At 35.6% G+C, this 13420-nt stretch carries 9 protein-coding genes; 6 read left to right on the top strand and 3 right to left on the bottom strand.

The window, feature by feature from the left end:
- Window positions 1-28: 28 nt before the first annotated feature.
- From BUC06_RS21380 to BUC06_RS21370, 3 genes are all read right to left on the bottom strand, one after another.
- Complete coding sequence (locus BUC06_RS21380; protein WP_073336351.1) at window positions 29-1711, bottom strand: hypothetical protein; 1683 nt, start codon at window positions 1709-1711, stop codon at window positions 29-31.
- A gap of 98 nt (window positions 1712-1809) precedes the next feature.
- Window positions 1810-2430 (bottom strand): response regulator, encoded by a 621-nt coding sequence (locus BUC06_RS21375; protein WP_073336349.1) that lies wholly within the window; start codon window positions 2428-2430, stop codon window positions 1810-1812.
- A 49-nt stretch (window positions 2431-2479) separates the two neighbouring features.
- On the bottom strand, window positions 2480-5497 hold the full coding sequence (locus BUC06_RS21370) for a sensor histidine kinase (RefSeq protein WP_083564155.1): 3018 nt from the start codon (window positions 5495-5497) through the stop codon (window positions 2480-2482).
- A gap of 275 nt (window positions 5498-5772) precedes the next feature.
- Here BUC06_RS21370 and BUC06_RS21365 point away from each other — a divergent pair, with 275 nt between their 5' ends.
- The 6 genes from BUC06_RS21365 to BUC06_RS21345 all read left to right on the top strand — a co-directional run bounded on the left by BUC06_RS21365 (window position 5773) and on the right by BUC06_RS21345 (window position 13261).
- Window positions 5773-8004, top strand: a complete 2232-nt coding sequence (locus tag BUC06_RS21365) for an outer membrane beta-barrel family protein (protein ID WP_073336433.1) — start codon at window positions 5773-5775, stop codon at window positions 8002-8004.
- 70 nt (window positions 8005-8074) lie between these two features.
- The gene (locus tag BUC06_RS21360; protein WP_073336345.1) at window positions 8075-10339 is read left to right on the top strand and encodes an outer membrane beta-barrel family protein; all 2265 of its coding nucleotides are present in this window, start codon (window positions 8075-8077) and stop codon (window positions 10337-10339) included.
- Window positions 10340-10420: 81 nt separating this feature from the next.
- The gene (locus BUC06_RS21355) at window positions 10421-11281 is read left to right on the top strand and encodes an alpha/beta hydrolase (RefSeq protein WP_073336343.1); all 861 of its coding nucleotides are present in this window, start codon (window positions 10421-10423) and stop codon (window positions 11279-11281) included.
- An 82-nt stretch (window positions 11282-11363) separates the two neighbouring features.
- Window positions 11364-11537, top strand: a complete 174-nt coding sequence (locus tag BUC06_RS23960; protein WP_164466320.1) for a bacteriocin-like protein — start codon at window positions 11364-11366, stop codon at window positions 11535-11537.
- 25 nt (window positions 11538-11562) lie between these two features.
- Window positions 11563-12441: a hypothetical protein gene (locus BUC06_RS21350; RefSeq protein WP_073336341.1), complete on the top strand. Its 879-nt coding sequence runs from the start codon at window positions 11563-11565 to the stop codon at window positions 12439-12441.
- The gene (locus BUC06_RS21345; protein WP_073336339.1) at window positions 12419-13261 is read left to right on the top strand and encodes a GLPGLI family protein; all 843 of its coding nucleotides are present in this window, start codon (window positions 12419-12421) and stop codon (window positions 13259-13261) included. Before BUC06_RS21350 ends, BUC06_RS21345 begins: the two co-directional genes overlap by 23 nt.
- Window positions 13262-13420 lie beyond the last annotated feature (159 nt).

The following is a 13420-nucleotide window of genomic DNA, read 5'->3' as shown; positions in this document are numbered from 1 at the left end:
TCACTTTTTCCATCATGATTTTAGTAAATTATTGTGGTATTTTGATGCCTGGTATTACTTGAACTGGTAATTTGGGGCCTAATTCTCTACAACCGAATTTGACTGAGTACCTATAAACCGGCAAACCATTAACAGTGGATGAAGTAACCGGAAGATTGGTATTGCTGACTATTGAAATATCAACCGGCATTGTATAACAAGCTGTAAAGCCATTCTGTACAAAATTCTCATAACTCACCACTCCTGCTGATACTATTTTTAATTTTGCATTGACTACCGTTCCTGTCATTTTAAATTTCACCTGCCCGGTGAGAACTTCTTTATGAGGATTACCCGGCACAACAACAAACTTGGTACAGCAGACTGGCGTTGTGGTAATATTTCCTGAAGATGTTGCAGGAGGACCTTCTACCATCACAGTAAAACAGCCTATGGAACAGGTAGTCCCTGAATATGGGCATTTCACATTAATACAAATCGTATTTATTCCTACATTCAGACTTGAAAATGGAATTAACCTTCCGGAAGGATTCTGACCGCCGGTATGGGTAAATGGATTTCCTGCTGGACTTAACGTACTCAGAACTCCATTGGTAAGAATGGTTATGATAGAAGCCCAGGTACCTGTATTCAATGAATTATATGGATGCGGTGATGCTTCAACTCTTAAAAATTTAGTGGAATTTGCAGGATTGTATGGGATCGTCAAAGTACCTCCTGGATTAATTGACGGACCGCTTACATTAGGAAACTGTACAGAGGCAGTGGGTGAACTCAGACACACACAACTGTTATTTGTTTTGGCTTGAGACTCATTGACAATGTCGGTATTTTTAGGAGCATATTCTTTTTTCGAAAGAATACTGAAAACCACCCCGACATTGAACCCCAAAGCATTCAATTTATTTTTTGTTTCTACGGTTTCATATTTCCCCGCCATCACTTGATCAATGCTGTAAAATCCTTCACTATTCGGAGTACCGCTGGGTTTAAAGATCGTTGTGGCGCTTTTTACATTTGGGCCTGCCCAATAGCTTCCTTCCACAAAAAAACCGATTCTTCCGGGAAAATAAGAAAGTCTCAATTTTGGAATAATGCCCAAACCATCTGTCTTGGAAATGACTCTTTTGGAGGTTTCAAAACTGCGGGTCTGTCCATTAACACTTGAAGTCTGAACAGCGGTAAACTGACTTTCCTTGGAGCTGATATACGCTAAATTAACAATGGGTGATACGGTGAATTTACTGAAGGAAAAATTAGACTGAATTCCGGCCTCCCCTATAAAGCCATTTTGTCTACTTCCATTCCCTATCTCTGTTTTCAGTGATGGTGGCGCAGGTTGTCCAGCAATATTATAAACAGGACCTTCTGGATTATAGTCTTTTTTCATTCCGAAAAATCCGGCACCCCCATTCAGCCCAAGTGAAGCATAATTGGTTTCTGAAGAATTCAGCGTAAAAAGAGGAATGTAAAGATTAATATTTCCATTGAATCCGTTTCCAACGTGGCTGTCCAGACCATATGTATTTCCGGGAAACAGTCCTCCCCCACCAGCTGAGATCAAAAGATTTCCGCCTGGGTTTTTGCCCCCTTTCACGATGACCCCTTTGATAGGCTGTCCCGGTCTGGCTTCCTGCGCGCCAGCTGCGATAAAAAACAAGAGCCATACAAAGACTGTTGCTCTTCTCATCAAAGTAAAATTTGTTTTCATAATATTTTGTTTTTAGAATTATTTCTCAAAATTCATTTAAAACAAAACATAAAAAAATCCCTAATTATAGGGACATAGAAAAAGATGAATACCGGGTTTTACTCCCTTATATTTTTAAAATACCATGAGACGGCCTCTCCTAAAGATGAAACATGAAGTTTATTATAAATATGCTTGATATGGGTATTGACTGTAGAATAGCTTATCTCTAGTTTGTCTGCAATCATTTTGTAACTCAGTCCGTTTGAAAGCAACTTCAGGACTTCCTGTTCTTTTTGTGTTAAAAGTTTTTGCTCTGCTGTGGGCTGAAAATATTCCAGGACGCGTTTAGCGATTGCAGGATTCATAAAGGCCCCTCCTTCGTAGATCTCTTCGATCGCCTGAAGAATTCTTCTGGGATTATCACTTTTTAAAATATAACCGCTTGCCCCACTGGAAATAGAACGAAATACCTTCTCACTATCGTCAAAAGCGGTTTGCACCAAAACATTAATCTGTGGAAATTTGGATTTAATGATTTTTAAACCCGCAATTCCATCTACCACCGGCATATTGATATCCATCAGAACCACATCCGGCTGATAGGCTTCCATTTCTGCTTCTACATGTTCGCAATTCAGGGCTTCTCCGATATATTTCATATTCTCTGAAAGTTCAATCAGAATTCTCATACTGTTCAGGCGTTCCTGACTGTCGTCGTAGGCAAATATCTTAATCATGGTGGGTACTGCTAGAGGTATTCAAAGTTATCGTCTTGCTAAGCTTTCATCAATCCCTAAATTTAGGGATAAGAATTTTGATGGTGGTTCCGTTTTGTGATTCCAATTCAAAAATACCATTCATCTCCAGGGTTCTTTTTTTCATATTTCCGATGCCATTCCCTTTCAGGTTTAATTGATCAAAACCAATCCCGTCATCTTTGATCTCAAGAATATAATGGTGTACATTTTTTTTAAGATTAATAAAAACTTCAGCAGCATTGCTGTATTTTACCATATTATTCAGGGCTTCTTTGGCAATGAGAATAATATTTTTCTTGATACTGAAGTCCAGAATTTCGGCATCAATGGTTTCATCAATATCTATTGTATAATTAACAGTTGTATTTCCGAGAATTTCACTGACAATATTTCTTATTCGGGTAGAGAGTGTCATCAGAGAATCATTATTGGGTTGAAGGCTCCAGACGATATCACTCATATTTTCGGAAAGTTTCCGGGATTGATCTTCAATATTTCTTAGGACTTTCTGGGCTTCTTCCATTCTTTGTTTCTCAATCAGTTGTCCGGCAACCATAGAATTGATCTGCAGGCTGCTTAAGGTGGAACCAATATCGTCATGCAAATCCGCCGTAATTTTATTTCTCTGGGATTCCAGGGCCATTTTTCCCTTAAATTCATTTTTCTGCTTGATGAATTCCCACCGGCTTACCACTACAATGAGGCCACCGGAAAATAAGCTTCCCAGAATAATCCAAAACACAAAAGTCTGGTAAAAAACCTTGGCAACATGGAGCGTTATCAATTTTTGAGAGAAAACTTTACCTGTAAATTTATCCGTGATCCCGAATTCTATTTCATATTTTCCAGGGCCTAAGCTGTTCAGGTTAAGCGGCGCTTTTTTTGAGAGCTTCTTCCAGCCCTGATCAATATTTTTGATCCTGTACATCATATTTCTCTGCGATCCATGTTCCAGATCTTTGATCAATGCTTTGATGGAAATGTTGTTTTCATCATATTTAAGATGAACTTCGTTCAAAAAATTAATTCCTTTTTGGGCGGCATATCTTTTATTATTAATCAGAATTTCATCGAAATAGATCTCAGGTTTATAGAATGAACTGAGTTTCAAAGGCGGTTTGAAATAATTAAATCCTTTTACGCCTCCGAAATACAGCATTCCGTCTGACGTTTTAAGAAAACTACGGTTATTGAAATCCCAGTACTGAATTCCGTCTTCTTTATCATAATTGGAGATCAGATGGGTTTCTGTATCGATACTTGACAAACCTCTTTGATGGCTGCACCAGAGTTTTCCAAAGTCATCCAGCAGAATTCCATAGATGTAGGTTCCGGCCAGGTTGTTATTGCTGTCAAATATTTTTATGGGCTTAAAATCCTGATCCAAAAGATAAACTCCCTGATTGGTTCCTACCCAATACTGTTTTTTTTTCACATCCTCCTGTACATAGAAACTCTGTACTTTCGGAAGAATTTTTTCGATCGTTTTATATTTCTTCTCCCCTTCCATTTGTATCAGCATCATGTCCCGGTTCAGATAACTTACTGCAATTCTGTTATCACTCAAAACATTTATATAAAAAGGATTCTGGTCAGGAATGCTCTTGATTTTTTCAAATTTCCCAGTTGTTCTATTTAAAAGATACAGACCTGTGGAAAAAGAAAATAAGGACGGTAAATCTGGAAAATCAACCATATGCTGGAGCCTGCCCATCACGATATGATTAAAAGAATAACTGGTTTTAAATTTTAAATTTTGATTAAAAACTGTAATTTTTGATTGATTGCCTCTTACTCCATTCTCAAACATCCAAACTTCGCCAGTATATGGATTGCTGTAACTTTTTCCTCTTGAATTGGTATAATAGCTGTTTCTTTCTGCTGCAAATTTGGTAACAGAAAAGTGGACAGGATCAAAAACAGAAGATGAATTGATCAGGATTTTCTTGTCGGGCAGTTCGGCAAAATCCGAAACCCCCTGTTGTTTAAAAGTCTGCATCAAAGGATCTGTGCTATCTGTAGTATTTTTGAGCATTGCTCCCCGAAAATCCATAACAACCTCTCCCTGTCCATCATCACAGATCCAAAGCCTTCCAATTTTATCGAACTGAAAATTGAAAACTCTCTCATAACCTGTAAGAAAAACAGTGTTTTTCCGGAACTGTTTGTCAAAAATAAAAAGTGAACTGCCACTTTTAAAAACGACTTTATGATCATTAACGGTAATTCCGCCAATTCTTTTAAAGGATTTCTGATGATGCTCTATATGCTGATAATGGTCTTTGAAAATTACTATTCCATGATCCGTCGTTCCAAGATAAAGAGCATCATTTTTTTTATCGTAGGCTGCAGACTGAAGGGTCATGGAAGGATCTAAGGAGAATTGACGACAAGGAAAAGATATTTGTTTAGAATCCAGATTGTAGGTGACTACTTCTTTTGTTCCAATAAAGCACAGGTTGCGGTTTTTATCCAAAAAAGGCATTCTGAAATAAAATACATTTCCGTCGCTGTCGTAGATGTGCACTGACTTTAAGTGAGGGATCGGAATTTGGGCTTCGAGTCTGACCTTTTTAGTCGTGACATCAAAACTTACCAATTGATAGGCTTCATTAAAGATCCAGATCTTACCCTCTGTAAAACCAATTGGAATAGCTGTTTTATTTTTGGAAAAGGGTTTATAAACGTCAATTAAGGTAAACTCATCCAACTGATAATTATAGCTATACAAACCTCTTGTACTTCCGATGTACAAGTGATTTCCATCTTCTGCAAAACCATAACCCTGTTGTAGTGCCGGGCAGTTTTTGAAAAAATATTTGAGATTATATACTTTAACGGAAGAGCCGTCGTATCGGTTGAGGGCATCATTGCAGGTAAGCCATACAAAACCTTTACGGTCTTCAAACCAGAAATAATTAGAGCCCTGTGAGAGTCCTTCATCCTGAGTAATCCTGGTCACAGAATAGTTGCCCATATTTTGTGAACTCATTTTTGCGAAGCAAAGGAATGCGATGACAACGCAGAATTTGAGTAGCAATTTCATGATTTGTAGTTTAAATAAAGTTAGTCTTTTTTTAATAGTTTCAGAAATTTCTTCGTTGAATGTAATATTTAAGTTTGTTCAATTGTCTAAATAGGTAGAAAGTCAAAAGAGATTAAATTTTTAATTCAAAATTTTAATACCTGAAAATCAATTAGTTAAATTCATGTTAAAAATATTTTAAGTACTTTGTATTGCATGATACTGTTTTTATTATATATCTTTGCAATGTTAAATAATCATCCATACAAGCTATTAACAACTAAAAAATAATGATCATGAAAACTCAGATTCTAATTGCCTCCTTATTTTTCAGCGGACTGGCAGCTGCCCAGCAGACAAAAGACAGTCTGAAAATAAAAAACATTGAAGCTGTCAATATCAGAAAGCAGGTTTTCAAAAAGCAAAGTGACCGTTTCATCTATGACGTAGCTTCTTCTCCTATTGCCAAGGGAACGAATACGTTCAATCTTTTGAAACAGACCCCGATGATCTCCAGCATCGATGGAAAATCCTTGAAGATCATGGGAAAATCTGACGTGGTCATCTACATCAACAACAAAAAAACAAATATGGATGCGGAAGCATTGATTGAAATGCTGAAGGGAACTCCATCAGAAGATATCCAGAAAATTGAAGTGATCACAACGCCGGGAAGTGAATTCCAGGTAGAGTCCAATGAAGGAGTGATCAATATTGTGATGAAAAAGAAGAAAAATGACGGGTACAACGGAACCCTTAAAATGAACAATGAACAGGCTTACTACAATAATCCTTCTGCGGGAGCTTCATTCAATTTCAGAAAACACAAGTGGTCTGTGAACTCCAATTTCAATACCGGAAGCTGGACAGACAGAGAAAGATATACTTTATCCAACGGAGATGCTACTTTCAGAAATGAGTCTTTCGGATACAATTCTGATCCAAACAAAAATGTGGGAGGAAGCGTGAATATTGATTATGAGATTAATAAGAATCAAAGTTTAGGATTGACCTATAACATGAGATACAATAAAAGCTTCAACTCAATTTTGGATGTGACAAACTGGGAAAATGGAGCGCTTATCAACAGAACGGTAAACAATGAGAATGCCCAAACGCGAAATCATTCTTTCAATTTAAATTATGAAATAAAAACGGACTCCATCGGAAGTAAACTTACCTCTAATGTTTCTTATTTATGGTTCAACAGGGATAAAATGAGCACGAATGAAAGTTTCCCTTTAAATACTGATCCTAAGAATAAGTACAGCGCCTTGCAACAGTCGGTTCCACAAATCATTAACAATTATGCTGCAAATATCGACTATCTGAAGAAGACCGCTAAAGGTAACACCTGGCTGATGGGAGTAAGCTACAACCATACGAATACGGATAATGATACCCGACAGGATAAAATTGAGAACGGTACAATTGTAAATGACGTCAATCAGACCAATCACTTCATTTATAAAGAAAGAATTCTGGGTGCGTATATTACGTATGAAAGAAAACTAAGTGACAAATTTTCAGGAAAAGTGGGAACTCGTTATGAGATTACCAAAAGCAGCGGTGAGATTCTTGGAAAGACAAGTTTTGACAGAAACTATAACAATCTCCTTCCGTATCTTAATTTAAATTACGCTATTAATTCAGATCACAATCTTACCTACAGTTTCTCCAGCAGAATCAGAAGACCGAGATTCTGGGAACTGAATCCATCAAGAACTTACTTCACGCCGAACAATTACACACAGAATAATCCTTTTGTACTGGCATCCAAATTTTACAATCAGGAAATCAGTTATATGTATAAGAATGCATTTTTTGCTAATCTGAGTTTCAATTATGTAGAAGATGCTTCAAACCAGATCCCCCTTCAGGGAAGTGTAACCGGGCCTAAGAAGGATGAAAACGGAAATACGGTAATTGCCACTACAAAATTCTTAAGATATATCAGAACCAATTATGGCAACAACAAGCAGTTTGGTCTTACCTTAGGAATGAACAAGTCATGGTTTAAAGAAATCTGGACCACGAACTATTCTGTGAATTTGGGATACAACATCTACAGCGGAACAGTATCGGAAGATCCTACTTCGGTTTCGGTTCCGGGACAAACAGAAGTTATTGACCCTTATGTAATCAATTTCAAAAACTTTAATATTTCCGGTAATCTTAATAATAATATCCGTCTTTCTTCCAATAAAGACTGGTTCCTGGGAGTGAATTACTATTATGGCAGTAAAGTAAAAATTGAAAGCGGAACATTGGGCGTAAGACAGAGCTTTGATGTGAGCTTAAAGAAAATCATGGGTAACTGGACTTTTATAGCAGAAATATATGATGTATTCAATCAGAATTACAACAGCATACAAGGAGTACAGCCTAACGGAAGCTACAATAATATAGTCAACTTCGAATATCCAAGACTTCTGAATATCGGGGTCACCTACAATTTCGGAAACCAGAAACTGAAAAAGGCAAGAGAAATTAAATCTGCCAACGATGCAATAAAATCAAGGACTTAAGTCTACCATAAAAAAATAAAAACACCCACAACTCCTTCCGTTTCACAACGACACTTAAATAAGAATAATCATGAAAAAGATAATTATACTAGCAGCAGCTATATCAGGAATCGCAGTTTTTGCCCAGGAAAAAAAATCCGATACGGTAAAAGCAAATGCCATCGAGGGAATCACGCTTACGAAGCAGGTTTTCAAAAAAAAAAGCGACCGTTTTGTCTATGATGTTGCCGCCTCTCCGGTTGCCAAAGGAAATACCACTTTTGATCTTTTGAAACAGACTCCGCTTCTTTCTTCAACGGATGACAAAACACTAAAGATTGCAGGAAAGAACAATGCCCTGATCTACATCAATGGAAGAAAAACCAATATGGATGCGGAATCTTTGGTACAGCTTTTAAAAAGTACACCAGCAGAAAATATTCAGAAAATTGAAGTCATCACTATTCCGGGTAGTGAATATCAGGTGGAGTCTTCAGACGGAATCATCAATATCGTGATGAAGAAAAAGATGAGTGACGGACTGAACGGCAACATGAGGATGAGTAATATGCAGAACAAATACAATGGATCAAGTGCTTCACTTTCTCTGAACTACAGAAAGGATAAACTGGGAATCAGCGGTAATATTTTTGCAGGAGAAAACATCCAGGCTCAATCTTATGTTTTGCGAAACGGAACCAATTTAATTTCCAATGAATCTGTAGGTGACATTAATGACCCGAATAAAAATCTTGGAGGGTATTTGAATTTCGATTATCAGTTAACGGATAACAGCAATTTAGCACTTACCTGGAATTCATGGTATAATAAAAGTAATGATTCAACGGTAGACTTACTGAATACATTAAGAAATTACAATACGGACGGAAGTTTAAAATCAACTGAACAAAACAAATCTCAAAATAGAGAAGACGCGCACTATTACAACAATTCCCTGAATTTAAACTATGAATTAAAAACAGACTCTCTGGGAAGTAAATTAAATGTGAATGCGGCTTATCTGAACTACAGAAGGTTTCAGTTTTCCGATAACAGAACTTTAGTTTCTGTAGTTCCGGAAACTTTCACTGATTTTTCATTATTACGTCAACAAATTACCCAGGACATTCCGCAGGTCATCAATAACTTTTCAGGGACAGTAGATTATATTCAGAAGTTTAAAAATGATTTTACCGTTTCTCTGGGTGGGAACTTCAATAAAACGAAAACAGATAATGACACCAAAAATTACAGTTATTCCTATAACGGAAGCGGAGTACTTATCGCTACAAAAACCGATTTCAATCACTTTATCTATGATGAAAGTATTTATGGGGTGTATTTAACGCTTGAAAAGAAATTTTCCGATCAACTTTCAGGAAAAGTAGGCGCAAGATATGAAATCACAAAGAGTTTAGGAACTTCTGACAATCCTCAGAATACGGTAGCACAGTACCAGGAAATTGAAAGAAACTATAACAATCTATTGCCTTATCTGAGCTTTAATTATTCGATTAATGATAAGAATAATATTTCATACGCTTTTTCAAGCAGAATGCGAAGACCAAGCTTCTGGGAATTAAATCCGGTAAAAAATATCCTTACTCAGGATAATTATACTCAGAACAATCCATTTGTAAAGTCATCCTCTACATACAACCAGGAATTGACGTATATGCTTAAAAGCTCATACTTCTTAATTTTAAATCACTCTTATTTTAAAGATATCATTACGCAGGTTCCTTTGCAGAGGGAGATTATCAGAGATGGCGTAGCCTACAGACAGCTGGCTTATATCAGAACCAATTTTGGGGACAAGCAGGAAATGTCTGCGATGCTTGGAATGCAAAAGACATTTTTCAAGCAGTATTTAACCACGAATTTTAATATTGGGGTTCAGCACAATATCAATAACGGAACATTGAATACGGACCCAACTACAGGACAGGTTTTTGACACGTATATCAATAAGACAAAATCGACGAGTATGGTGATTCAAACGAACAACACCATCCGTTTAGACAAAAAGAAAACATGGTTCCTGGGCGTTAATTATTTCTATGTGGACAAACAACAGATCGAGCTGGGAATGCTGAAAAATCTGATGAGCCTGGATCTGAGCATCAAAAAAAACTGGAACGACTGGACTTTTTCTCTTAATGTAACAGACGTTTTGAAAACCAATATTGTAGAAATTGAAGATTATCAGTCGTCAGGAAACTATAATTACGTGAAAAACGATCAGTTCAGACGTGGGATGACGTTCAGTATGGTCTATAACTTCGGAAATCAGAAAGTGAAAAAAGTAAGAGACATCGAAGGGGCATCAGATGCCATCAAAAGCAGAACAAGATAAAGAGATTATCATTCTTCATATTCAATTATTTTTGTGGTAAACCCGCCGGTATTTCCGGTGGGTTTTTCTATCTTTAGAATCATGAATAAAAGTCTTTCGATCATCATCTTCTGTCTTTCTTTATGCTTTCTTTGGACGGGTTGCAAGGAAAAAAAAGTTACGTTGGGTAAAGACATCAGTTTTCAGAAAGAAGAGAATATTCATTACGGAAATGATCCCGAACAGGTGATGGATCTTTATGTACCTCATCAGGAACAATCAGACAAGAGAGACGCTTTTATTATTATTCATGGTGGAGGCTGGCGTGGTGGAGATAAATCCCAGCTTACTTTCTTTACGCTTTCGATGATGCAGAGATTTCCGGATTATATTTTTGCAAATATCAATTACAGACTGGCAACATCGACCCGCCCGGGTATTCCGAATCAGACAGATGACATTCAAAATGTTGTTAATTATTTAGACAAAAAACTTCGATACAATCCCAGGTTTATTCTCTTGGGCAATAGTGCCGGCGGTCATTTATCGATGCTGTATGCTTATCATTCTGATGCTCAAAAAAGGGTAAAAGCTGTGGTGAATATTGTGGGACCTTCTGATCTGTCTGATCCCGGTTTTGAAAAGTATATGGATTACTCCTTTGTCAAAAACTATCTGGTGGATCCCAAGGCTATCGTTTCCGGTAGATCTAAAACCTCATTTGCGAGTCCGGTCAGTTGGGTAGATTCTGCTTCCGCTCCTACACTTTCGTATTATGGAAACAGAGACCAGATTATACCTTTATCCCAAAAGCGAAAACTGGATTCTGTTTTCACCCAAAATAAAGTAAACCATGAAAGTTATGAATTCAATGGAGGGCATCTGGATTGGGATAAATCTCCGAATGATCAACTTTTGATTGATAAAATTGATTATTTTTTAAATAGTAGAGGCAAAAAGTAAATAATTTTTAATTTTTAAATAAAAATCCCAACTGTATGAATTATATTTATATATTTACGCCTTAATTTAAACTATTATACTCATGAAAAATTTAAAAGAAATTTCAAAAGATCAATTAAAAAGCATTTTTGGAGGGTCAGGTCCTCAGGCTAACTGCCATTGTAGTCCATCTGGATCTGGAAAACCAGCAATAGATATAATCGCTGATAACGCTGTTGATTGCTTTAATAAATGCGATGAATATAGAAACAATTAAGATTTCTTAATTTACACCCCACAAAATGAAACAGTCATTTTTAGGTAAGAGGATAGTTTTTATCCTCTTACTCTATTATTCAGCCTTATCATCCCAAAAACTCACTATTATTAATAATCAAACTGAATCGATTACGATAAAAAATAGTAAAGAAGAAGTGATTATAAAAGGAGGAAATAAAAGAGAATTTTCAAACGTAGTAAACAGAGTTTCAATTAATGGAACACAAGATCTTGATAGATTATTGACTCTATACCTTGAGCCTAATGAAAAATTAATCATCACTGTACAAAAGGATAATAAAATTACTTATACAGGAGATCAGGCGAACGTCAATGAATATCTCAATGAAAAATTGAATGTTGACACCTTTGGGAAAATGAAGGATTATTTAAAGGCAAGTGAAAAGAAAAATTTGGGGTCGCTAAAAATCACTTCAGAATTATTTCTTGCAGACGTTTTAAAGAAAGTGAATTTATCAAGTATCGTTTCTTCTTCTGAAGACAGTGATTTAACAAAGAAAATTAAAAATCATATAAAGTACAATTGGCTTTATACCGTATTTTCTGCCATTATTAGCCTAAAGGATAAAAATTTCACCAGTCAAGTTATCACTTACTATTATAAAAAATATATTGACTCAGATATTACGCAATATAGCTGTAATGGGGTTTTTCCATATAATGTCATGGTGATATTAGTAAAAAATAAAGATGCAGTACCTGCTCAATTTCCAATATATCCTATTGTCGAACCTACTGATTCAGATAGCATCAATCAATATCTTCCAAGAAGCTGTCAAAAGTTTTATTTTCTTGAGAAATATCGGTATCTTAATCATATTAATGATCCTAAGAAAGATTATTACGAAAAAGTTTTAAATGAAAAATTCAATGATCAATAAATATATAATACGAAAGGTTATATTTTTCTTATTTCTTTTTTTATCATTATGTCCCTATTTAACTGCTCAAGATTATCAGATTATATATGAGGTTCAATTTAAACCTACAAAAGAAAAAGATTCAATAGTAAAAGAGTACATGGCTTTAAGAATAATTAGTCATAAAAGCATTTTTTATAATCTGAACAAAGAAAAAGTTGACTCCTTAGTAAGTAAATTGGATTACAAGGGAGTATCTTCGATTAAAAGCTCTTTTTTAAGAATTAAAGTATTCAAAGATTTTTCAAAAGATCACTATAAGATAGGGGGAAATTTTAACCAATTAAATTACTGGTATAAAGAGAAAAAAACTAAATATAGTCAGCTTAAAAAGTATGGCATTTATAAAGGTTATGCTGCTACAGAAGCTTTTACAGAATTTGGAAAGAGAAAATGGAATATTCTATACACCGCCGATATTCCTATACATGATGGTCCTTATGTTTTTGCAGGTTTGCCGGGTCTGGTCATTAAAGCAGAATCATTGGATGGTGATTATAAGTTTGAAATGATCGAAATTAAAAAGTTAGATAATTTACTCCCCATCAAAGAAAACAAAGAAAACATTAAAAAAGAAAAACTGATTAAAAACATCAGTGATTTTATTAAAGATCCAGCCGCTCATCCTATCAACTTCAAAAATGATTTGGGTGATAGCTTCAGTTATGAATTCAGTGGGGTTAGAGATAAAAATTATATAGAGACGAATGATTATTTAAACAAAATAATTAATAAGTTTAACAATTATCCTGATCAAGATATTCCCATCATAACATTTTGAAATGTGATTTAAAGCTTATAAATTGTATTTTGATTTCCATAAAAATGCCCTTAAAAAGTGATACGACACTATCCCACAAAGTGTGTAAGTTAAAAAGTTAGGCTTGGATTTTATAATCTGAGCCTTTTTTCAAAAATAAGGATAAATTGGTTGAGAACA

It is taken from the genome of Chryseobacterium carnipullorum (assembly GCF_900142785.1).
GTDB classification, from domain to species: Bacteria; Bacteroidota; Bacteroidia; order Flavobacteriales; family Weeksellaceae; genus Chryseobacterium; species Chryseobacterium carnipullorum.
This window is presented reverse-complemented; position numbering and strand designations above follow the sequence as displayed.